Raw genomic sequence first — 23,138 nt, forward strand, 5'->3', positions numbered from 1 at the left:
CCGCACCCTATCGTGCGGCCAGCCATTGTCGAGAGTTCAGCTCTTTTGCGGCTCGACGACGCGGATGTGCAGTTCGCGCAGCTGCTTGAGCTCCGCGTTGGAGGGCGCGCCCATCAGCAGATCCTCGGCGCGCTGGTTCATCGGGAACAGCGTGATCTCGCGCAGGTTCACAGCGCCACAGAGCAGCATCACGATGCGGTCCACGCCGGCGGCCATGCCACCGTGCGGCGGCGCGCCATATTGGAAAGCGCGGTAGAGGCCGCCGAAGCGATCTTCCACATCCTGCTTGCTCAGGCCAACCTTCTCGAAGGCCTTAACCATCAGCTCGGGCGACTGGTTGCGGATCGAGCCGGACGCGATCTCGAAGCCGTTGCAGACCATGTCGTACTGGAAGGCCTTGATCGAAAGCGGATCGGGCCCGTCCAGCGCCTCCATCCCGCCCTGCGGCATGGAGAAGGGGTTGTGCGCGAAGTCCAGGCTCTTGGAGTCCTCGTCATATTCGTAGAACGGAAAGTCCACGATCCAGCACAGGTCGAAGCGGTCCTTGTCGATCAGGTCGAGCTGCTCGCCGACGCGGATGCGGGCAAGACCGGCGAGCTTGGCGGCCTGCGTCTCCTTGCCGGCGGCGAAGAACACGCCATCATTGGGACCAAGGCCGAGCGTTTCGATCAGCTTGGCGGTCGCCTCCGGCCCGTGATTCTTGGCGATGGGGCCGCCCGGCTCGCCATCCTTGATATTGATATAGCCAAGGCCCGAAAAGCCTTCCGAGCGCGACCAATTGTTCATCTCATCGAAGAACTTGCGGCTGCCCGCGCCGGCGCCCGGCGCGGGAATGGCGCGGATGACGCCGCCGCTCTCGACGATGCTCGCGAAGATGCCAAAGCCCGAGCCGACGAAATGATCGGTCACATCGGTGATGATGATCGGGTTGCGCAGGTCCGGCTTGTCGCTGCCATATTTCAGCATGGCTTCGGCATAAGGAATGCGCGGGAAGCTGCCGGCCGGCGTCACTGGCTTGCCATCGGCAAAGGTCTCGAAGACCTGGGCGATCACCGGCTCCATAGTGTTCCACACATCTTCCTGCGTGACGAAGCTCATTTCCAGATCGAGCTGGTAGAACTCGCCCGGCAGGCGGTCGGCGCGCGGGTCTTCATCGCGGAAGCAGGGCGCAATCTGGAAATAGCGATCGAAGCCCGCGACCATCAGCAACTGCTTATACTGCTGCGGCGCCTGCGGCAGCGCGTAGAACTTGCCGGCATGAATGCGGCTGGGCACGAGGAAGTCGCGCGCGCCCTCCGGCGAGGAGGCGGTGAGGATGGGCGTCGAATATTCGGTAAAGCCCGCGCCTTCCATCCGGCGGCGCATGTCCGAAATAATCTTGGTGCGCTTGACGATGTTCGCATGCAACGTCTCGCGGCGCAGATCGAGGAAGCGATAGCGCAGGCGGATATCCTCGGGATATTCCTGCTCGCCCGCGACCGGGAGCGGCAGCTCCTGCGCGGCGGAGAGCACGACGGCCTCTGCCGCCCGCACCTCGACCTCGCCGGTCGGCAAGTTCGGGTTCACGGCTTCCTTGGCGCGCGCCACGACCGTGCCAGTGATGGTAACGACGCTCTCGGCCTTCAGACTCTCGATCACATCGAACACCGGGCCGCTGACTTCGGTGACGATCTGCACCATGCCGTAATGATCGCGCAGGTCGATGAACACCAGATCGCCATGATCGCGCTTGCGGTGGACCCAGCCGGACAGCCGAACAGTCTCGCCGGCATTGGCGGCGCGGAGCTCCCCGCAGGTGTGCGTGCGATAGGCGTGCATGGTCTAACGGCCTTTTATTTTCACGCGCCTCATTGCGAGGGCGCCAATTGGATGACAAAGACGACTTGTGGGGGATATGGTGATACGCTCAAGCGTGCCGCCGGCCCCCAATCCGAGGACCGGCCAATAATAAGATCACCTGCCATATGCAAATCCATCCATTGATCACTGACAGCTCTTCCCTCGCCGCGCTGTGCGAGCGGTTGTCCAAGGCCGACTTTGTCGCCGTGGATACCGAATTCATGCGCGAGAACACCTATTGGCCGGAACTGTGCCTGTTCCAGATCTCCGATGGGAAGGAAGCCGCGGCAATCGACCCCAAGGCACCCGGGCTGGACATGGGCCCGCTGCTCGACCTGCTGGTGAACAATGAGGATGTGCTCAAGGTCTTCCACGCCGGCGGGCAGGACATCGAGATCGTCTTCAACCTCACCGGCAAGACGCCGCACCCGCTGTTCGACACGCAGATTGCCAGCATGGCGCTGAGCCAGGGCGAGCAGATCGGCTACAGCAATTTGGTCGACAGCTGGCTGGGCATTCACCTGGACAAGGGCGCGCGGTTCACCGACTGGGCGCGGCGCCCCTTGGACAAGCGGCAGATCGATTATGCGATCGGCGATGTTACCCATCTCGCCGCGATCTTCCCGATGATGCTGGAAGAACTACGCAAGACGGGGCGCGGCGTGTGGCTCAATCAGGAAATGGAGCGGCTCGCCGATCCCGGTAATTATGAGGTCAATCCCGCCGAGGCGTGGAAGCGTGTGCGCATTTCCAGCCGCAAGGCCGATGTGCTTGGGCGTCTGAAGGCGCTGGCCGGCTGGCGCGAGACCGAGGCGAAGGACAAGAACCTGCCGCGCGGGCGCATCGTCAAGGACGAGACGCTGGCCGACATCGCCTCCCATCCGCCGCGCAAGCAGGAGGATCTGGGCAAGGTGCGCGGGCTTTCGGCAAGCTGGAAAGGCAATGACATCGGCGCACGGCTGATGGCTGCGCTGGACAATGCCGCGCCCCTGCCCCGCGAGGAAATGCCCGAGCGCGATCCGGGTCGGCCCGGTCTCGGCAAGGAAGGCGCGCTGGTCGCCGATCTGCTCAAGCTACTGCTCAAGATCCGCTCGCGGGAGATCAACGTCGCCTCGCGGCTGCTCGCTCGCGCCGACGATCTGGAGATGCTGGCGGCCGGTGTGCGGACCAACCTGCCGATCCTGGAAGGTTGGCGGTTCGAGCAGTTCGGCCGCGACGCGCTGGATCTGGTGGAAGGCCGCATGGCCTTCGCGGTGCGCGATGGCAAGCTGCTGATGACCCGCACGGAAAAGCTGGCCGAGCCCAACGACTGATCGCCTGCCGGATGACCGGTGGACGCCCGCATGCTAGGCTGGCCTTTTGATGAAAGGCCCGGCCCATGCGGATGATCGCCCCCCTTCTTGCTCTTGCCCCGCTGACAGCCTGCGCTACCGCCACGACCAGCGTGGGCGAACCGCCAATGGCCGGCAACGGCGCCTGTTCGGCGGAAGGCCTGCAAAGCGCCATCGGCCAGCGCGCAACCGCGACTCTGGGCGCCGACCTCCTCGCCAAATCCGGCGCCCGCACCCTACGCTGGGGCCCGCCGCGCTCCGCCATGACGATGGACTATCGCGAGGACCGGCTGAACATCAGTTACGATGACGCGATGATGATCGAGCGGGTGAACTGCGGGTGACGGGCGGTTGGGCCGAGTGGGAAATTCGCGGGCGCGACATTGTAGAGCCGTGCTGATGGCGGACTGTCCGGACGCGACGTCATGCGAGCCCTTCTTCTCCCCTTGAGGGAGAAGGATACGGAGCCTTGTCGCCGTGAGGCGGCTAGGCGCAGTTGGATGAGGGGTGCGGATCTCTGATCCGCTCGATCCTGCGGATCGACACCCCTCTCCCAGCTTCGGCTAGGCAGCAAGCTGCCAAGCCTGCGCATCCCTCTCCCTCGAGGGGAGAGGGTTCGGAAGACGGCCGCTCCCCATCCCGAACTTGCTGCTCACCTCTTTCGTCAGCGCTTCAGTCCGCTTTCACATCCAGGCCCGATAACAGCCATGACCGCTCTGACTGGAAACTGCAACATTGCGAACATTGACAGCCGATAAGCGAACTGCTCACGTGCTGACCATGCCCCACACCCTTACTTTCGAATGCGAGTATGTGAATGGGCAAACACTTGCACTTATGCCCTGTATTGATGGTATCCGCCTCGCCGACCTTGTGGCTGAGTTCGAACGGGCGAACGACTTCAACGATCCCGCAGGTGGCTATGGCGGGATAGTGCCCGCATATTTCGACCTCGGCCCTCTCCCGGACTATTTTTATGGGTGGCGGGAAACATTCGAAGGCGATCAGCCGGGCGAAATCTATGCGTTGTTCTGCGATTGTGGTGAGCCCGGTTGCTGGCCCCTAATGGCGCACGTCCGCATAGAAGGCGAGCGCGTGCTTTGGGATTGTTTCAGGCAACCTCACCGACCTAATCGAGACTATTCAGGGTTCGGCCCGTTCACGTTCGATCAAACAGAATATCTCCTCGCGATTGAAAAAATCGCGCCATTTGGCATCACAGATTGACTTCCGCTCCCCCGCCGAGCTCGCCAATTAAATCCTCCAGAAATCGCCTGGAACCACCAATTCGGTCGTCCTTACGTCTGCCCACAGGCTGGACTGCCGCCCATCACGCGTCGAGCAGATAGCCCATGCCCATGGCCTGGCCGAGCTGGCGCAGGCGGCGGTCGATGGATTCGCCGGCGAGTGCCGCATGTTCCGGGTCGAGGCGCAGGATGACCGTGCCGTCGCGCACGTCGAGCGAGGAGCCGTCCAGCGGGCCTTCCGCGCCGCCGGACAGGCGCTGGCACAGGCGGATGGCAAGGCCCCACTGGATCGCGCGGCGCAGCAGCGGCTCGGGGGCAAGGCCCGCGAGCAGCGCGGGAATGTTGGTGCCGCCACCGAAATTCGCATGAAGCGCCTGCCCCAGCGCGGCGCGCTCGGCGGCATCCACGCCGACCCAATTACCCTGCAGGGCGAATTCCATGCCGCGTTCGGCGCGAAACTCCGGATTGGCACGCCAGCCGACATCCGCCAGCAGACAGGCCGCAAAGCGGATGCGCGCCCATTCCGGCGGATCATCGTGGAACAACGGCGCGATCCAGCCACTGATCGTGTCGCCATGGCCCACAAAGCGCCCCTGCGCCTCACCCTCGATGCGGGCGGCGATCAGGAGCGGGTCCTGATTCGCCATGTCGGTCGGCAAGCTCTCGTAGAGCAGCCCTTCCCGCAGCCCGAAAGCCGAGACGGTGAGATGGGCCGAGCGCAGCCGTTCCACCACCGCGCACAGCAGATGCGCGGCATCCGGCAGCGTGGGAAAACGCGCGCTGGAGACGCCGACCGCCTTGAGGTCCGCCTTCTGCGCGTTTTCCAGCCATTTGAGCAGTTCGGCCGGGCGATCCGGCGTCATTTCGTAATGATGCAGGATCGGCAGCGAATAATTGGTGAGGTGCATGTCCAGCCGCGCCAGCGCGCGCCAGCTTCCGCCGATCAGATAGAAGGGCAGGCCCTGCTCGATGTCGCCGAGGCCTTGCGCCTTGAGCAGCCCATCGAGATGCTGGACCAGCCCCTTGCGTCCCCGCGCGCGGACGTCACCGATCCGAAAAATGCCGAGCGGCAGGGAAACGGGCATCTCCACGCCCTCGGGCCGCACGCGCACCAGTTCGAGACTGCCGCCGCCCAGATCGCCCATGATCCCGTCCGCACGCGGCATGCCGGAGAGCAGCCCGTGCGCAGAGGCCAGCCCCTCCTCCTGACCGCTCAGCACGCGGACCTCGAGGCCGATCTCCGCCGCGCGTTCGATGAATGTATCGCGGTTGGACGCATCGCGCACGGCGGCGGTGGCGACGCAGGTGATCTGGTCCACCTCCATCTCCACGCACAGCCGGGCAAAGCGCTCCAGCGCCACCAGCCCGCGCTCCATCGCCGCCGCGCCGATCCGCCCGGATGTGCCGATCTCCGCGCCCAGGCCCGCCAGCACCTTCTCGTTGAACAGCACGAAGGGAATGCGCCGTGGCCCGTCATAAACGACGAGGCGGACGCTGTTGGAGCCGATGTCGATAATCGCCGTGCGGCGGAAATGCGGCCCGTTGAGCGTCGCCTTCATCGAGCGGCGCGTCGTGCGATCCAGCAGGGTCATGGCCTAACCCCTCCCCTCAGCCACGCTCGGAGAGCGAGAGCTTTGGCACCGCGCGGGCGGAGCGCCGCGAGGCACCGCGACCGGAGAGGGACGGATTGGTCATGAAATAATGATGCAGGTTGAACGGCTTCTTCCCCGGCTTGAGGCGTGTGTAGCTGCCATCGCTGCCCAGCGCCCAGCTCTGCTCATCATCGAGCAGATTGGCCACCAGCACCTGATCGAGCACCTGATCATGGACGGTCGGGTTCTCGATCGGCAGCATATACTCAACCCGCCGGTCGAAATTGCGTGGCATCCAGTCCGCCGAGCTGATGAACAGCCTGGCGCTATTGTTGGGCAGGGACTTGCCATTGCCAAAGGCCCAAATGCGGCTGTGTTCCAGGAACCGCCCAATCACCGACTTGACCGAGATATTCTCTGACATGCCCGGTACGCCGGGCCGCAGGCAACAGATGCCGCGCACGATCAGTTCCACCTTCACGCCCGCATTGCTGGCGGCATAAAGCTGCTCGATGATCGCGGGGTCCACCAGGCTGTTCATCTTCGCCCAGATGGTCGCGGGACGGCCGGCGCGAGCATGCTCGATTTCCGCCTCGATCAGCGCCGCGAGCTTGTCGCGCATGTGCAGCGGCGAGAGCGTGATCATCTCCATATGCTGCGGCTCGACATAGCCGGTGATGTAATTGAACACGGCGGCGGCATCGCGCCCGGCCCGGGGATCGGCCGTGAAGAAGGACAGGTCCGTGTAGATGCGCGCGGTGATCGGGTGATAATTGCCGGTACCGAAATGGCAGTAGGTGCGAAAGCCGTTGCCCTCGCGCCGCACGACCATGGAAATCTTGGCGTGGGTCTTCCAGTCGATAAAGCCATAGACGACCTGCACGCCGGCGCGCTCCAGTTGCGCGGCCCAGAGCAGGTTCTGCTCCTCATCGAACCGCGCCTTCAGCTCGACGACGGCGGTGACGGACTTGCCTGCCTCCGCCGCGTCGATCAGCGCGCGGATGATCGCGCTCTGCTTGCCGGCACGGTAGAGCGTCTGCTTGATCGCCACCACATCGGGATCGTCCGCCGCCTGTTTGAGGAAGGCGATGACGACATCGAAACTCTCATAAGGGTGGTGGACGACGATGTCCTTGGCACGAATCGCAGCGAAGCAATCGCCGCCATATTCGCGGATGCGCTCGGGGAAGCGCGGGGCGTAAGCCGGGAATTTGAGGTCCGGCCGGTCTTCCTCGACCACCTCGGCCAGATCGGCAATGCCCATGAAGCCATCGATATCCACGACCATGGCCTCATGGCCCTGCATCATCGTCTGCAGCTTGGTCTCGACCGGCTCGGCCACGCCGCTTTCGATTTCCACGCGGATGATCCGGCCGCGCCGGCGCTGCTTGATGGCGCTTCGATAATAGCGGACGAGATCCTCGGCCTCTTCCTCGATCTCGATGTCGCTATCGCGCAGGATGCGGAACAGGCCGCTGTCTCGCACGATGAAGCCGGGGAAGAGCAAGGCCGAATAGCGCCGCACCAGCGCCTCAATGGCGATGTAGCGCGCGTTCTTGCCCGGCACGCGAATGAAGCGCGGCAGCGTGGCCGGCAAAATCACCAGCTCCTGCACCACTTCCTTGTCCGATTCGCGCAGAAGGTCGAAGAACAGGCTGAGGCCCTTATTGGGGATGAACGGGAACGGGTGGGCGGGATCGAGCGCCTGGGGCGTGAGGATGGGGAAGATCTGCTCGAGGAAATGCTGGCGCATCCAGCTATCCGCGCGCGCATCCACCGGCTCGGGGCCGATCACGCTGATATGCGCGCTGCGCAGCGCGGCATGAAGATCATGCCAGACGACCTGCTGGGCGGACATGAGCGCCTCGGCCCGGTCGCCGATCGCCTCCAACTGCTGGGCCGGGGTCAGCCCATCGACCGAGCGCATTTCGACGCCCTGGAGCTGCTGGCCCTTGAGGCCGGCCACCCGGACCATGAAAAACTCATCGAGGTTGCTGCCGGAGATGGAGAGAAAGCGCAGCCGCTCCAGCAGCGGATGCGCCGGATTGCAGGCTTCCTCCAGTACGCGCTGATTGAAATTGAGCCAGGACAGCTCCCGGTTGAAGTAGCGCGCCCCGTTTGCGGCGCCCGCGCCCGTGATCGAAGAAGTGGGATCGGCTTCAGACACGGTCAGTGGGTTCCCTCATGCGGTGCGGTCTCATCCGCCCCGTCTAGCAGCGCATTGTTACGGAGCGCTTGCCGCGCCAGCGCAACCGAGAGTTTCTGCCCACGCGCCAGCGACAGCGCGTTCAGCTCGGCCACGACGCCATCGATCGCGGCATAACAGCGTGCGGTGCGGCGGGCGAGAAAATCCGGGAGGTCCGGGGCGAAGGCAGAGCCGGCCCGCTCCAGTCCATGGGCGATCAGCGCCGCGGTAACGGCTTCATCCGGCGGGAGGATACGCGCGACGGCGGCGGTGGCGAGGCGCGTGCGCAGATCGGGCAGCGCAATCGTCCATGTCGGCGGCGCCTCTCTGGCGACCATCAACAGCGGCCGGCCCGAATCGCGGGCCTCGTTCCAGAGGTGGAACAGGTGGGTCTCATCGGCGCGGTCGGCATCATCGACCAGCACGCCACCGCTTTCGCGCAGAAACACCTCGGCAATGAGCGAACGGCCGGACCGGGATGGGCCGACGAGCAATGTGCAGGGCGAGGGCCAGCGCTGCCAGTCGCGTATCAACGCGAGCGCGTCGGCATTGGCATCGTGGACCAGCAGACTTTCCGCTCCGCCATGCCGCGACCAGCCGATGGGCAGCGGCAACTGGGTCATTGCCCGCCCCCGCCTCCGCCGGCTGGTGGACTTGCGCTCCGACGGGCGATCCGCAGCGTGTTGCCAGATACGGCGACCGAATATCCCCGTCCTTCAAGCTGCGCGCGCAATTGCTCGATCGTGCCGCTGAAGCCGACCTGCATGACCGACGTGCCGCCGAGTGCCAGGCTTGAGGTCGAGGCCGCGCTGACCCCCGGAATACCCCGCAGCATCGCCTGCGCTTCCCCGACTGAGGCCGTGGTAGGCGTCTCGATCTGAACGCTGAACGAGGCGGCACCGGGCGTATCAGCCGGCAGGACACCGAGGATCGCCTCCAGCCCAACCGCATTCTCGATCTCGACCGCGTTGACCGGCTCCTCGATGACCAGCGAGGGGTCGAGCCGCAACGTGCCGTCCGCCAGGGCGCCCGCGTAAAGCTGGTCGATGCGCGCGACGGCGTCGCTCATCATCTTGGGCAGATCGGCAGGCGTGGCGGCGCGCAGGGTGAAATCCCCGATGAAATTATTGTCCGGCCCATAGCGCGCGCTGAAATGGCCGGTGATCGGCCCGCCGGGAAAGCTGCGCTCGATCCGCGCGATCGGCATGATCACATCCGCCGCGCCATAAAGATCGAGGAGGATACGCCACCAGTTGCGCCCGCGCCGGCCGATCTGACCGGGATTGAGCAGCAGGGAATCGGGGCCATCGCCGGCGGTGCGCACATAATCGATCGGGCTGTCGGAAATGCGGAATTCCGCCCATGCCTTCTGCCAGGGCGTCACCCGCTCGAACGTCATCGGCGTGCCGGAATCCCAGAGAACCGGGATCACCAGCAGCGGCGGCGAGCGGCGAATCTGCCCGGAAACGCCAAGCGCCTGCCCGGCCCTAGCTCGATCGAACATCACCGAGAGCGTGGCGATATAACGATTGGGGCCGATCTGCTCCTGCTGCACCTCGATGCCGGACACCAGCCCGTCCAGCACACCGTCGCCAAGCGCAGGGCCGTTGCCGCCATGCGTACGCTTCCACAGCGATTGCCAGGCGAGGCGCTGAGCAAGCCGCCAACCGGTCGCCCGCGCCGCATCGGCATTCGGCCCGGCGACATCGACGCGGATATCCTTCACCTCGAAATCGCCCTGAGAGGCCAGCGGCGCAATGCCCCGCTCACCCTCGATCTGCGCGACCAGCACAGCCGCAAAGGCCGCCAGAACCAGCGCGAACACGAAGTGAATGGGGCGCAAGGATGGCAGAGAGAGCGTCACGGCGCCCTTTTGGCGGCATTGTTCTGGAAAACCAAGCCCGATTTGGTAAGGGCCACGCATGGACTCCAAGCACAACCAGCCCGAGGGCTACACCTATGCGCAGGCCGGCGTGGACATTGCCGCCGGAAATGCGCTCGTTCGCGCCATTGCTCCGCTCGCCCGCGCGACGCGGCGACCGGGGGCGGATGCCGATCTGGGTGGATTCGGCGGCTTCTTCGACCTGAAGGCCGCGGGCTTTACCGATCCGCTGCTCGTTGCGGCGAATGACGGCGTCGGCACCAAGTTGAAGCTCGCCATCGATAGCGGCAAGCATGACACGGTGGGCATCGATCTGGTGGCGATGTGCGCCAACGACCTCATCGTGCAGGGCGCAGAGCCGCTCTTCTTCCTCGATTATTTTGCCACGGGGCGCCTCGACAACGGCGTTGCGGAGCGTGTGATCGCGGGAATCGCGGAGGGATGCAAGCAGGCCGGGTGCGCACTGATCGGCGGCGAGACGGCGGAAATGCCCGGCATGTACGCTGATGGCGATTATGATCTCGCCGGCTTCTGCGTCGGCGCGGTCGAGCGCAACGAAGTGCTGACCGCCGACAAGGTGGCCGAGGGCGACGTGATTCTGGGCCTCGCCTCCTCGGGCGTCCACTCCAACGGCTATTCGCTGGTGCGGCGCCTGGCGGCGGACAAGGGCTGGAAGCTGGATCGCCCTGCCCTGTTCGATCAGGAAGTGCTGCTCATCGATGCGCTGATGGCCCCGACCCGGATCTATGTGAAGCCGCTGCTGCCACTGGTCCGCAAGGGCCTCGTCCATGCGATGGCGCATATCACAGGTGGCGGCCTGCTGGAGAACATCCCGCGGATTCTGCCCGCCGGCCTGCACGCGCATATCGATGCGGACCTTTGGGCGCAGCCGCGGCTGATGGCGTTCCTGCAGGCGCAGGGCAATATCGAGCCGGGCGAGATGGCGCGCACGTTCAATTGCGGCATCGGCATGGCCGTGGTCGTGGCACCAGACGATGTCGACGCGGTGAGCGCGGCGTTGCGCGAGGCGGGCGAGACCGTCCACCGCATCGGCGAGATTCGCGCCGGCGAGAAGGGCTGCACCGTGCGCGGCTCGCAAGAGACGTGGTGCGCCATGGCAGACTGGAACGCGGTCCATCTGGGGTAAGACGCCCGAACGGATTGGGGGAACTGACGTGTCCAAGGCCAAAATCGCGGTGATGCTCTCCGGCACGGGGACGACGATGACGTCGCTCCTCTATGCCTCGCGCCTGCCGGACTGCCCCTATGAGATCGTGCTCGTCGCCTCCAACAAGCCGGGAGCGCGCGGGCTGACCGTCGCGGCGGCCGAGGGCGTGGCCACCTTTGCCCACAGCCACAAGGGCATGAGCCGCGAGGCCCATGAGGCGATCATGCTCGACGCGCTGCGGGCATCCGGCGCCGACTATGTGGCGCTGTGCGGCTATATGCGCATCCTCACCGCCGATTTCGTGGGCCAATGGGCCGGGCGGATGCTCAACACCCATCCGTCTCTGCTACCCAAGTTCAAGGGGCTCGATACGCATCAGCGGGCCATCGATGCTGGCGACAGCCATGGCGGCTGTACCGTCCACCTCGTCACGCCGGCGCTGGACGACGGCCCGGTATTGGGGCAGATCCCGGTCGCGATCCTGCCCGAAGATACTGCCGACACGCTCGCCCAGCGCGTGCTCTATGCCGAATATCAACTCTACCCCCGGATGCTGGCCAGCTATGTGGGGCGCGAGATGGACCCGGACTGGCTCATCGACCGCGTCGGCCAACTGGCGCTCGCCTTGCCGGAAACGCACGCCCGCGAGTCGCATGGCGCGGCAGGCTGGCGTGTGGGCAGCGAAGCTGCGGGCAAGTTCTTCGCTTATGTCTCGGTGCGCCACCATGGCGAGGATGCGGTGGCGCTGCTGGTCAAGACCTCCGGCGCCGACGAGATGGCCGCGCTGATCGAGGCCGACCCCGACATCTACTACCGCCCGGCTTATTATGGCGCGAGCGGCTGGATCGCGATCCGCCTCGACCGCCCGGGCGTGGACTGGGAGCATGTGCGCGGCTGGCTCGAAAAGAGCTGGCGGGCCGTGGCTCCACGGCGCCTCGTCTCGCTAATGACCGTCGCGGACAGCTTCTAGGCCCCGAGAGTTAGGGCGCTGTCCCGTTCGCCATCCAATCCGATGTCGCCGACCTTCGTCTCACCGGCAGATCAGGCCTTGTGGGTCATAGCGGGACTATCGGCGGCGTTAACCAACCACCGACGCAAAACCTTCATGATCCGGCAATCACGGCGTCAAATTCTTCCCATAGGCGCTGCTGCGTTAACCATGTGGGGAGATTTTTATGACGCGCTTTTCGATTTCGACCATCCTGCTGGCCGCTGCTGCGGTCATCGCTCCCGTGACGGCGCACGCCGAGGTTCGGATCACGGAATTCATGTACAAAGGCGCCAGCGACGGCAATCGCGAGTTCATCGAACTGACCAACATTGGCAGTGCCGGCATCGACATCACCGGCTGGTCCTACAATGACGATAACACGAACAATCCAGTCACGTTCGGCAATGCCTTCGGCCTGCTGGGCGCCAACGAATCGATCATCCTCACCGAGATGACGGCCGACGCCTTCCGCAGCTACTGGAACCTGGACAGCAGCGTGCGCATCTTCTCGATTGGCGGCAATTCCAACCTCGGCAATGGCGACACGATCAACATCTATAATTCCGCGAGCCAGTCGCTCGCCACGCTTGTTGACAGCGTGACCTATCCCGCCGGCACGACGGCCGGCGTCTCGCGCAATCGCCCCGCGAGCCTGACCGGCACCGCGACCAACAGCCAGTTCGTCTATTCGGCTACCGGCGATGCTTTTGGCTCGGCCTACGCCTCGGGCGCGCAGTCCGACCTCGCCAATCCCGGCCGCTTCGCAACTCAGACGGCCGCAGTGCCCGAGCCGGCCACCTGGGCGATGATGATCGCGGGCTTCGGCCTCATCGGCCTGCGCGCACGGCGCAGCCGCAGGATGGCTTTCGCCTGATCCATCGCTATGAAACTCCGAACCCCGGCTTCCTTGGAGGCCGGGGTTTGTTTTTGTCGCAAGAGATCCGGCGCACGCTCCCGGACATCTTGACCGTATCGACACATAGGCATAGGGGGTATTCCTATGTCGCACATGTTGGAAATCAACCCGCAGCTTCTTGCCCGCGTTCGGCGCATCGGCGGGCAAGTCAATGCCATCGAGCGAGCACTGGAATCTGACAAAAGCTGCACGGACATCCTGCATCTTGTGGCAGCCGTGCGTGGCGCGGTGAACGGGCTGCTCGATGAAATCATTGCCGAGCATCTGGAGGCGCATGTCGCGCGGCCTGGCCTGAGCGATGCCGAACGCCAGATAGGGGCGGACGAACTGCTGGCGGTCATCCGCCGCTACGCGAAGTAGGACCCCGTGATGCGGACACTCGATATTGAAGGCCAGACGCCGAGCCACGACTTCCTCGGCGCCTCGCACGACCAGAATGCCCGGCGCACCCATTGGGTCATTCTGCTGACCGTCGTGACGATGGTCGGCGAGATCATCGCTGGCTACTGGACCGGATCAATGGCGCTGCTAGCGGATGGCTTCCACATGGCGACCCACGCCGGCGCGCTGTCCATCGCCGCATTCGCTTATGGCTATGCGCGCAAACATGCGCAGGACCCCGCCTACAGCTTCGGGACCGGCAAGGTCGGCGATCTGGCAGGCTTCGCCTCCGCCATGGCGCTGGGTCTCGTCGCGCTGGCGATTGCCAGCGAGTCGGCGGTGCGCCTGTTTGAACCGACGAGAGTCGCTTTCGGCGAGGCGACCTTCGTGGCGGTGATCGGCCTGCTGGTGAACATCGCCAGCGCGCTGGTGCTGATGGGCGGTGCACATGGGCATGATCATGGCCATGGACATGATCATGCCCATGTGCATCATCATCACGCCGGCCATGACCATGACGCGCATGACCATGATGGCCATGAGCATGGGCATAGCCACGGCCATGACAATAATCTGCGCTCAGCCTATTTCCACGTGCTGGCGGATGCGCTGACCTCAGTCCTCGCCATCGGCGCCCTGCTGGCCGGGCGCTATCTCGATTGGGTATGGATGGACCCGCTGATGGGCATCGTCGGCGCGCTGGTCATCGCCCGCTGGGCCTGGGGGCTGATGCGGGACACCTCGGCCATGCTGCTCGACCGCAGCGACGAGGTGCTGGCCGGCAAGGTCCGCGCGGTGGTCGAGGAGCAAGGAGATGTGCGTGTGGTCGATCTCCACGTCTGGCGCGTTGGTCCGCAGGCACATGCCGCGATCGTCAGCGTCATCGCGCAACCGGAGGTCAGCAGCGACACGATTCGCGGCCGCATGGCCGGACGCTGCACGCTCGCGCATCTCACGATTGAAGTGCGCTAGCCGTCCCCTCGGTCGGGACGGCCCGAGACCTTAGCGGAAATTGTCGGCGTAAGCCTGAATCTTCAACGTCTTGGGTGGCGTTCTCACGACGTGATAGGCGATGCCATAGCGCTCGGCATAAGCACGGGCGGCGTCCTCGTCGGGGAAGCTCAGCTTGACCTGCTCCTGCGTGTCGCCAGAGCCAGCCCAGCCCATCAGCGGATCGGGCTTCTTGGCCTCTGCCGGGGCGAACTCCAGCATCCAGGTGCCGGTGCGCGCCCGACCGGACTGCATGGCGTTCTTGGGTATCTGGTAGATCCGGGCGGACATCGGTGCTTTCCCCATCGTGCAAATGCCCAACATGTGAGCGCTTTCGCCGTCGCGCAAAGCGGGGGGCCCTGTCAAGATGATTGGGGGACTGTGGCGACACGAACGGAAGGTCATCCGGAACAGGATCACCGACGGGCATCAGCCTTCTTGGTCCGCAGCGTCGCGCTGGCCGCGGCGGGATCATCCGGCCACGGATGCCGCGGGTAGCGCCCGCGCATCTCCTTCGCGACGTCCGCCCAGCTGCCTTTCCAGAAGGCCGGCAGATCCCGCGTCGTCTGGATGGGGCGACCCGCCGGCGATGTCAGGGACAAGACGAGCGGGATGCGCTCGCGCCCGATGACCGGATGTTCCGACAGGCCAAAGAGCGCCTGCACCCGCAATTCGACGGTCGGGCCGGCCGGCGCCTCATAGTCGATGGCGTGGGTGCTGCCGGCCGGGCTCCGGAACTCGGCCGGCGCCAGCGCCTCGATGCGCTGCGTGGCATCCCATCCCAGGCGCTGACTCAGCAGGCCATGCAGCGCGCCACCGTCGATCGCGGAAAAGCGCCGGGCATTGGCCGGGAGCAGCATCTCCAGCCACTCCTCGGCATCGGCAAGCAGCGCCGCATCGCCGATCTCATCGCCCACGCCCGCAAAGGCAGCCCGTGTCCGCAACGCCTGCGCCGCCTTGCCCCAGGGCAGCATCCCCAGTCCCTCGCTGCGCAGCGCCTGCGCCAGTGCGGCAATGATGGCGGCCCGTTCGGGCGCATCATCCGGCCCACTGCTGAGGCGGATGGCGCCCAGATGCCGCTCGCGCAGTGCCTCCACACCAGCCAGATCCTTGCGCCAGCGCACCGTGCGGCGATCCATGACGCGATGCCCGGCAGCGATCATCACATCCTCCTCCTGCACGGCCAGTGCGGAGAGGATGCGCGCGCCGGCCGCGCTGCCCTGAATATCGCCCACCGCCAGCCAGTCTGCACGCGCCAGCGGATCGGCGGGATCGAGCCGGAAGCCGCGCCCGCCCGCGCTGATCCAATGTTCGCCGCTGGCATCCCGTCGCCGGGCGATGCGGTCCGGGAAGGCCCGCATCAGGCAGCGGGCAAGCGCGGCATCGTCGATAATGCCTCGCGACGAGCCAGACGCGACCAACCCCAACCAGCGGCGGGCAAGGCCACGCGCCGCTTCGGCCCGCTGCCCCCGCTCGCGCTGCCAGAGCGCATGACGCCGGGCGAGGTCCGCCGATGGTCCGCCCAGCCCGCGCTCGGTGAGCAGCACCGCCACGTCAGCCGCCGCAGCGCCCTCCCCCACCTCAGCCGAGGCAATGAGCATATGCGCGAGGCGCGGCTCCAGCGGCAGATCGGCGACCGCGCGGCCATGCGGCGTCGCCCGCCCCTCCCCATCCAGCGCTCCGAGCGCCTCGAGCCGGCGTCCGGCTTCGGCCAAAGCAGCCGCCGGTGGCGGATCGAGCCAGCGCAGCGTGGTCGGGTCGGTCACGCCCCACACCGCGCAATCGAGGAGCAGGCCGGTCAGGTCGCTTTCCAGAATTTCGGGCGGATCGAACGGCGGCAGACCGGCGGTCGCCGCTGCTTCCCACAAGCGGTAGGCCACGCCCGGCGCCTGGCGACCCGCGCGGCCGGCACGCTGGGTTACGGCGGCCTGACTGGCGCGCTCCGTCACCAGGCGCGTGACGCCGGCGGCAAGATCGTGCCGGGGCCGACGGGCGAGCCCTGAATCGACCACGATGCGCACGCCGTCGATGGTGAGGCTGGTCTCGGCGATGCTGGTCGCCAATATCAGCTTGCGCGTCCCTGCCGCTGCCGGCCGCAGGGCTGCGCGCTGCGCTGCCGGGTCGAGCGAGCCATGCAGGCGATGGAGGACGATACTGTCAGCGAGGCCCGTCAGCCGCTCGGCCGTGCGCTCGATCTCGCCGACACCGGGGAGGAAGGCCAGAACATCGCCCTGCGGCTCTTCGGCCAGCGCGCGACGGATCGCCGCCGCCATGCCATCCTCGATGCGCTGCTCCGCCGCCCGGCCGATATGCCGCAGATCGATGGGGAAAGACCGGCCCGCGCTCTCGATGACCGGCGCAGGCTTGCCCCCCACCGCCATGAGCGTGGCAAAGCGCGCACCATCCAGCGTGGCGGACATGGCGAGCAGGCGCAAATCCTCGCGCAGGCCGGATTGCGCATCGAGCGCGAGGGCCAGCCCGAAATCGCCTTCCAGGCTGCGCTCATGAACCTCATCGAACAGCACGGCGGCGACGCCGGTCAATTCCGGATCGGCCTGAGTGCGGCGCCGGAAAATCCCTTCGGTCACGACGAGGATGCGGGTGCGGGCGGATTGGCGGCTCTCCAGCCGAGTGGCATAGCCGATGGTATCGCCGGGCTTTTCACCGGCCAGATCGGCCATGCGCTCGGCAGCGGCGCGCGCGGCAAGCCGGCGCGGCGAGAGCAGCCAGATCTGCCCGCCCGCCACCCACGGCTCGCCCAGCAGAGCGGGCGCAACGCTCGTCGTCTTGCCCGCCCCCGGCGGCGCCACGAGCACGGCGTTCGGTCCTGCGCGCAAGGCGGCGAGCAGGTCGGGCAGGACCTCATGGATGGGGTGCGCAGCGGTCACGTCATCCGCTTATGCGGCGTCGCCGCCAATGCCAAGGTTGGCGGCGTAAAGGGATAGGAGCAAAGCCTGACCGCCGCAGCGTCATCCGAGGATGGAGAACATGGTTAATGCTTAACCACCGCCATGGATGCAATCTGCTCCTGCGATTGCACCCGCACGGCTCGAGTTCCGTGCACTTGTTCACTTAAGTCACGGAACTATCTACCTTTTGCCGCAACGCCCGAACGCTCCGCCTCTTTGCCGCGAAGAGGTATTGCTCTGTTAACCGTTCGAACCCATCCATGGTCTCGCTGAGGCGCAAGGCTTCGTAAAAATAGAAAGCTCGTCTGGCCCGGTTGGGCCTTTTGGGGGTCGTCCAAGTGCATGATCATATTGTGTCCGCCTCTTTGGCGGAACCGCACGGCGGGTTGCTGTCCGTGCGCCGTATCCCGTCTGCCTGCGGCCAGCGGCTGCGCACCATCGATGTCCGGCTGGCCGATCGGCCGGACCTGCGCGAGCAGGCGCATGATCTCCTGAACCGCATGTATGGATCGCGCGGTTATGGCATGGCGCATCTGCTCCCCGACAATGGCGATCACCAGGCCGTCTTCACGGCAGCGCTGGAAGATGCCGTAATCGCCACGCTCACCTTGACGGTGGACTCACCAGCCGGCCTTTCGACCGATCAGACGTTCCGCATGGAACTGGATGCCTTGCGCGAGGCGCCCGGTGCCCGCCTTTGCGAACTCACCAAGTTCGCGGTCGACCCGATGACCAAGTCCCCCTCCGTCCTTGCGGGGCTTTTTCATGTCATCTTCATTTACGGTATGCAGCGCTTCGATTGCACGGATCTGGTGATCGAGGTGCATCCACGCCATGTGCGCTATTATGAGGCCATGCTCGGTTTCGACCGGCTTGGCCCGCCGAAGATGGATGAGTCCGTCTCCTGGTGGCCCAAAGATACACCGGTACAGCTGATGCGCCTCAAGGTCTGCGATGTCGCCGACCAGATCAATCGCTTTGCCGGCCGCGCCGACAAGATCGGCCGCTCGCTCTACCCCTATTTCTTCTCGCGCGATGAGGAGCAGGACGTCGCACGGCGCGTCGCGCGCTTGTGGGACAGGGATGCGGGTTGCGCAGAACCGCGCAGCCGCAATGGCATGAGCGGCACCTTCTGGCGCAGCGCCGCCTGAATGGGATCATTCGCTGTCATGGCATGAAAATGGGGATCAACGGCTGCACCCGTTGATCCCCATTCTTTATCGAGGCCGTCCCGTGGGAGACGGTCAGGATCATCAGGCGAACTGGACCCGTGCGCTCGTGCGACGTGCGCGGCGCATCGTGTAGCCAAGGCTGCCGAAGCCGAGCAGCATCAGTGCCCAGGTGGCCGGCTCCGGAACCGGCGCGCTCACCGGCGACGGCGTGAAGGTGAGGTTGCCGCCATAGGAGCCCAGACCGGCGGACGTGCCGCTGATCACCAACTCGTTCAGCATGCCGGCCATGATCGGGAAGCCCGAAATGCCAGCCGATTCAACATCGGTGCCCTGACCGAAGATCGGGACGTCCTTGCCGTTGATCGTGACCGTCAGCAGGTCGATGTTGGTCGACAGGCCCGACAGCGTCGTGATGATGCCGCCGCTGCCGACGCCATCAACGTCAACGATGAAGCGGTAAATGTCGGTGAAGATGCCCGAACCAATGTCGGTGCGGCCGATGGTGGCCGAAACGGCTTCGGTGATGGGGGGGATGGTGTCGCCAGACGTGGTGAACTCGTCATCGCCAGGCGTGAACGTGCAGTTCATGGCAACGCAGGTAGCGGCGTTGGCCGCACCCGGCGCAAATGCTGCCGCAGTGGCCAGCGCGGCCAAAGATACCAGTTTCCTCATGGATAGCTCCTTTGTTTGTTCGGTTTTTGAGCTGGCTCATCATGCTTCTCCCACACCGCCTGAAAGGCGAACATTCCGAGTAGATAATGAGGCGACCGCTCGAGCAGAGAAATACTGGTCGGTTAACGGATTATCAACGAAATCCTCATATTTTATTGCTGTATTTCAGATACTTAATCTGACCAATCAATTGGGCGGGTTCCCAAAGTTCCCAACCGTTAACCGCAGATTTACCACGCTATGGCGGGCAGTGCGGTCGCTTCATCGCAACGCACCATCGTTCCCATGCAGTGCAAAATTATTTGGGTCGTGGCCGATATACCCCGTGTCCCGAAAATGGACGGGAAGGGACTGGCGAGAATAGGGGAAGTGGCGGCCTGCCGCACCGACAAGCCCCGATTCGAGACCGGCTAGGCGAGGCGGCCGCCCCACCCAATCGGGCAGCGCGGCGCGTCATCTCGCTATGGGTGTCGGTGCAACGTGGGAGGCGCTGGCGCCCGCTGAAAAGCCGGATCAGTATGCCCGCGCGATGGCGAACTCGACAGCCTCCACCAGCGCAGACTTGGCGGCACCCTTGCCGTACATGCCGATGGCGTCGATGGCGCGCTGGCCATAATGGCGCGCCCGCGCCATAGTGTCGTCGATCGCGCCGGTTTCGCGCAGCAAATGCTGGGCATGGGCGAGATCGGCATTATCGCCATGGAGGCCGGACATCGCCTCTTTCCAGAATTTGCGATCCGCCTCGCCGCCGCGCGCATAAGCCAGGATTACCGGCAGCGTGATCTTGCCATCGCGGAAGTCATCGCCGGTATCCTTGCCCATCGTCGCGCCGTCCGAGACATAGTCGATCGCATCGTCGACGAGCTGGAAGGCAATGCCGAGATTACGACCATAGGCATCCAGCGCCAGCTCCTCCGCCTCCGGGCGCTCCGCAACCACGGCGGCGATGCGGCAGGCCGCAGCGAACAGGGCTGCGGTCTTGGCACCGATGATGTCGAGATACTGGTCCTCGTCGGTCTCCACACGACGCTGGGCGGTCAGCTGATTGACCTCCCCCTCGGCGATCACCGCAGATGCGTTGGAGAGGATCTTGAGAACCTTGAGGCTGCCATCCTCGACCATCAACTCGAAGGACCGGCTGAACAGGAAATCACCGACCAGAACCGAGGCATTGTTGCCCCAGATCATGTTCGCGGTCTGCTTGCCGCGGCGCATGGCGCTGCCATCCACCACATCATCGTGCAGCAGCGTGGCGGTGTGAATGAACTCCACCGTCGCCGCCAGTTTGTGGTGCCGAGTGCCGGCATAATCGAGCAGCCGGGCGCAGGCGAGCGTGAGCATGGGGCGCAGCCGCTTGCCACCGCCGGCGATGAGGTGCCCGGCCAGCTCCGGGATCAGCGGAATGCGCGATTGCATTCGCGCGAGGATGACTTCGTTGACGCGGTTCATATCCTCCGCAACGAGGCTCAGCATCGGCTGGAGGGATGGCGCGCCCTGGCGGGGCAGGTGGTGGATTGTGGCGCTCATGCGCGGTGCTCTGACCAGATGGCCGCGCTTTGGCAAGCAAATTGGCTTGCCTTGTGCGCCCGGAGCGGCAAGTGATGCGCCGTTGCGGGCGCTGCCCGGCCCCTCATCAGCCTGGTTCGCCCCAGCGAGATCAGGCCACAGGAACAATGCCCCAGAAGCTCAGGGAGACGACCCGGAATGGACGAAACGCTCAGGCGCTACCGCGAAAGCATCGACAATATCGACGCGGCGCTGGTCTTCATGCTGGCAGAGCGCTTCAAGATCACCAAGGCGGTCGGTGAGCACAAGGCTCAGTCCGCCCTGCCCCCCGCTGACCCGGACCGCGAAGCCCGGCAGATCGCCCGCCTGCGCACATTGGCCGTCGACGCCAATCTCGACCCGGATTTCACTGAGAAATTCCTGCGCTTCATCATCGATGAAGTGATCCGGCATCACGAACAGATGCGCGCCGACGAAGCGGATGCCGCTGGCGCCTGAGGCGCCCGAGGGTAACGCCGCCAGATTGTTCCCGCTGCGTTAACCAGGTAACAACCTGCGCCGGGCCATGATGGGCCATGGGGCAAAGCCAGCGCCAAATCCTTTACGCCTTCATCCGCCATGCCGGCCTGCCGGTGCTGGCGGGCCTGGGCTATTTCGTGATTTCCTACGCGACAATCTCGCTCAAGACCACGAATGGCATGGTCGCGCCCGTCTGGATCGCCAACGCTTTCCTGCTGGCGCTCGTGCTCGCCCGGCCCGCGCGGCAGGCCCCTGCCCTCATCATGGCGGGCATGGTCGCCAATGTGCTGTCTGGCCTGCCGGCTGGCAATAATCTCCAGACGGCCTTGGTCTACGGGCTCGCCAATGGGCTGGAAATCGCCGTCGCCGTGGCCGGTCTCAAGCTGCACAGGAATGGCGCCCACGCCTTTTCGGACCCCGAGGCTCTCCCTCATGTGCTGATCTGGGCCGGGCTGGTCGGTCCGGCTTGCGGCGCATTTCTGGGCGGAATCGGCGCCTGGGCCAACAATGCCCATCCGCTCAGCGAAGCCTATGCGCGCTGGTTCCTGGCGGATGCTCTGGGCCTGTTGATCTTCACGCCGGTCTTCCTCGCCATGTTCAACGGCGAGATGAGGCGCAGCCTCGCCAGCCAGACCCGGCGACGCAGGCTGGAAGTCGCGGCGCTGCTCGCTCTCACCGCCGGCGCGGCTGGCGTCGCCTTCTTCTCGACGGAATCATCGCATCTGCTGCTCGTCGTTCCGCCCATGCTGCTCGTTCTGCTGCGTAGTGGGTGGATGGCGACGAAGATCGCCCTCGCCATCGTCACCGTCATCGGCGGAGCAGCGATGATGGGCGGCTATGGCTCGCCCGTGATGCACAGCCATCATGCGGCCCATCACCTCTACGGCATCCAGATGTTCATCGCCCTGCTCATCGTGGTGCAGGTGCCGATCTCTGCCATGCTCGCCAGCCGCCAGGCGACGATCGAGCGGATGCGCCAGAACGAGCAGTCGCTCAACCTGCTCGCCTCAGCCTCTCCGGTGCTGCTGCTGGCGTTCAACCTCGAAGGCGTCTGCACACGGGTCGTGGGCACGCGCGAACTGCTGCTCGACCGCGCGTTCGATGCGCTTATCGGTGCAGGGCTCTCCGACATTTCGGAGGAAGGCCAGTATGAACTGACCCGCGCGCATAGCGCTGCGCTTGAGGATGTGAGCACCAGCCAGATCGCCGAGTTCCGTACCCTCAAGCTGCGGGACGCCTGGATGGAAGCCACATTCCGCGCCCATTTCGACGAAAGCGGCCGGTGCATCGGAACGATCGCGACCGTGCAGGACATCACGCAGCGCAAGAAGCAGGAGCTTTGGCTCTCCCGCACCGCCACGACGGACAGCCTGACCGGTCTGCTCAACCGCGCCGGCTTCCATCAGCGGCTGGAGCAGGCGCTGGTGAAGGCGACACCGGGCACGCTCAGCCTGGCCGTGATCGACATCGACCGATTCAAGCTGATCAATGACAATAGCGGGCACCAGATGGGCGATACCGTGCTGCGGGAAATCGCATGTCGCATCTCGAGCCAGGTCCGGGCGAGCGACGCGGTCGGGCGCATGGGCGGCGACGAGTTCGTTGTGCTCCTCGCCACCTCCAACTGGGATCGCGTGCAGGAAATCTGCGGCCGGATCGTGTCCGCGGTCAGCAGCGAGCCCATTGCCCTGCCCTCGGGGAACAGCCTGCGGGCTGCGATCAGCTGCGGCGTCGTGCGATACCGGCAGGGACAAAGCGCCGAGGATTTCATCCATGAGGCGGACATCGCGCTCTACCAGGCGAAGCGCGGCGGTCGCAATCGGGTGGTCGCTGCCTGA

General features: G+C 65.2%; 20 protein-coding genes. 11 read left to right on the top strand and 9 right to left on the bottom strand.

Annotated features, from left to right (window positions below):
- Positions 1-36: 36 nt before the first annotated feature.
- Complete coding sequence (aspS, locus tag M2339_RS07265; protein WP_264587062.1) at positions 37-1,818, bottom strand: aspartate--tRNA ligase; 1,782 nt, start codon at positions 1,816-1,818, stop codon at positions 37-39.
- A gap of 146 nt (positions 1,819-1,964) precedes the next feature.
- Here aspS and rnd point away from each other — a divergent pair, with 146 nt between their 5' ends.
- The 3 genes from rnd (at position 1,965) to M2339_RS07280 (ending at position 4,397) form a co-directional block, all read left to right on the top strand.
- Complete coding sequence (gene rnd / locus M2339_RS07270) at positions 1,965-3,152, top strand: ribonuclease D (RefSeq protein WP_264587061.1); 1,188 nt, start codon at positions 1,965-1,967, stop codon at positions 3,150-3,152.
- 65 nt (positions 3,153-3,217) lie between these two features.
- Entirely contained in the window at positions 3,218-3,514 is a 297-nt protein-coding gene (locus M2339_RS07275; RefSeq protein ID WP_264587060.1) for an I78 family peptidase inhibitor, read from the top strand.
- Positions 3,515-3,941: 427 nt separating this feature from the next.
- Positions 3,942-4,397: a hypothetical protein gene (locus tag M2339_RS07280; protein WP_264606278.1), complete on the top strand. Its 456-nt coding sequence runs from the start codon at positions 3,942-3,944 to the stop codon at positions 4,395-4,397.
- Positions 4,398-4,500: 103 nt separating this feature from the next.
- Here the strand turns inward: M2339_RS07280 and M2339_RS07285 are convergent, their stop codons facing one another.
- From M2339_RS07285 to M2339_RS07300, 4 genes are read right to left on the bottom strand one after another with little or no spacing between them, the layout of a single operon-like run.
- A complete protein-coding gene (locus M2339_RS07285; protein ID WP_264587058.1) occupies positions 4,501-6,009 on the bottom strand; it encodes a Ppx/GppA family phosphatase in 1,509 nt (502 codons plus the stop codon).
- Positions 6,010-6,025: 16 nt separating this feature from the next.
- The gene (locus M2339_RS07290) at positions 6,026-8,176 is read right to left on the bottom strand and encodes an RNA degradosome polyphosphate kinase (RefSeq protein ID WP_264575970.1); all 2,151 of its coding nucleotides are present in this window, start codon (positions 8,174-8,176) and stop codon (positions 6,026-6,028) included.
- A 2-nt stretch (positions 8,177-8,178) separates the two neighbouring features.
- Positions 8,179-8,817, bottom strand: a complete 639-nt coding sequence (locus M2339_RS07295) for a DnaA/Hda family protein (RefSeq protein ID WP_264587057.1) — start codon at positions 8,815-8,817, stop codon at positions 8,179-8,181.
- On the bottom strand, positions 8,814-10,058 hold the full coding sequence (locus M2339_RS07300) for a heavy-metal-associated domain-containing protein (RefSeq protein WP_264587056.1): 1,245 nt from the start codon (positions 10,056-10,058) through the stop codon (positions 8,814-8,816). Before M2339_RS07300 ends, M2339_RS07295 begins: the two co-directional genes overlap by 4 nt.
- 58 nt (positions 10,059-10,116) lie before the next feature.
- On the opposite strand from M2339_RS07300, the gene purM reads away from it, so the two are divergent.
- From purM to dmeF, 5 genes are all read left to right on the top strand, one after another.
- Positions 10,117-11,223 (top strand): phosphoribosylformylglycinamidine cyclo-ligase, encoded by a 1,107-nt coding sequence (purM, locus tag M2339_RS07305; RefSeq protein WP_264587055.1) that lies wholly within the window; start codon positions 10,117-10,119, stop codon positions 11,221-11,223.
- Positions 11,224-11,251: 28 nt separating this feature from the next.
- Positions 11,252-12,214, top strand: a complete 963-nt coding sequence (gene purN / locus M2339_RS07310; RefSeq protein ID WP_264587054.1) for a phosphoribosylglycinamide formyltransferase — start codon at positions 11,252-11,254, stop codon at positions 12,212-12,214.
- Between the two features lie 205 nt (positions 12,215-12,419).
- On the top strand, positions 12,420-13,109 hold the full coding sequence (locus tag M2339_RS07315; protein ID WP_264587053.1) for a lamin tail domain-containing protein: 690 nt from the start codon (positions 12,420-12,422) through the stop codon (positions 13,107-13,109).
- A 126-nt stretch (positions 13,110-13,235) separates the two neighbouring features.
- Positions 13,236-13,511 (top strand): metal/formaldehyde-sensitive transcriptional repressor, encoded by a 276-nt coding sequence (locus M2339_RS07320; protein WP_264587052.1) that lies wholly within the window; start codon positions 13,236-13,238, stop codon positions 13,509-13,511.
- A gap of 9 nt (positions 13,512-13,520) precedes the next feature.
- Positions 13,521-14,504, top strand: a complete 984-nt coding sequence (dmeF, locus tag M2339_RS07325; RefSeq protein ID WP_264587051.1) for a CDF family Co(II)/Ni(II) efflux transporter DmeF — start codon at positions 13,521-13,523, stop codon at positions 14,502-14,504.
- 30 nt (positions 14,505-14,534) lie between these two features.
- Here dmeF and M2339_RS07330 read toward each other — a convergent pair whose 3' ends face one another.
- Both M2339_RS07330 and hrpB read right to left on the bottom strand, forming a co-directional pair.
- Positions 14,535-14,813 (bottom strand): ETC complex I subunit, encoded by a 279-nt coding sequence (locus M2339_RS07330; protein ID WP_181559425.1) that lies wholly within the window; start codon positions 14,811-14,813, stop codon positions 14,535-14,537.
- A 125-nt stretch (positions 14,814-14,938) separates the two neighbouring features.
- Positions 14,939-17,410, bottom strand: a complete 2,472-nt coding sequence (hrpB, locus tag M2339_RS07335) for an ATP-dependent helicase HrpB (RefSeq protein ID WP_264587050.1) — start codon at positions 17,408-17,410, stop codon at positions 14,939-14,941.
- A gap of 374 nt (positions 17,411-17,784) precedes the next feature.
- Between hrpB and M2339_RS07340 the strand changes: the two genes are divergently transcribed.
- Entirely contained in the window at positions 17,785-18,582 is a 798-nt protein-coding gene (locus M2339_RS07340) for an N-acyl amino acid synthase FeeM domain-containing protein (protein ID WP_264572621.1), read from the top strand.
- A 102-nt stretch (positions 18,583-18,684) separates the two neighbouring features.
- On the opposite strand, the gene M2339_RS07345 is transcribed toward M2339_RS07340, so the two are convergent.
- Complete coding sequence (locus tag M2339_RS07345; RefSeq protein ID WP_181559422.1) at positions 18,685-19,275, bottom strand: FxDxF family PEP-CTERM protein; 591 nt, start codon at positions 19,273-19,275, stop codon at positions 18,685-18,687.
- 513 nt (positions 19,276-19,788) lie between these two features.
- Complete coding sequence (locus tag M2339_RS07350) at positions 19,789-20,802, bottom strand: polyprenyl synthetase family protein (protein WP_264570092.1); 1,014 nt, start codon at positions 20,800-20,802, stop codon at positions 19,789-19,791.
- Between the two features lie 177 nt (positions 20,803-20,979).
- On the opposite strand from M2339_RS07350, the gene M2339_RS07355 reads away from it, so the two are divergent.
- On the top strand, positions 20,980-21,279 hold the full coding sequence (locus M2339_RS07355) for a chorismate mutase (RefSeq protein ID WP_264570091.1): 300 nt from the start codon (positions 20,980-20,982) through the stop codon (positions 21,277-21,279).
- Between the two features lie 77 nt (positions 21,280-21,356).
- Positions 21,357-23,138 (top strand): diguanylate cyclase, encoded by a 1,782-nt coding sequence (locus tag M2339_RS07360; RefSeq protein ID WP_264587049.1) that lies wholly within the window; start codon positions 21,357-21,359, stop codon positions 23,136-23,138.

This window comes from Sphingobium sp. B2D3C (assembly GCF_025961835.1).
In the GTDB taxonomy this organism is placed as follows: Bacteria; Pseudomonadota; Alphaproteobacteria; order Sphingomonadales; family Sphingomonadaceae; genus Sphingobium.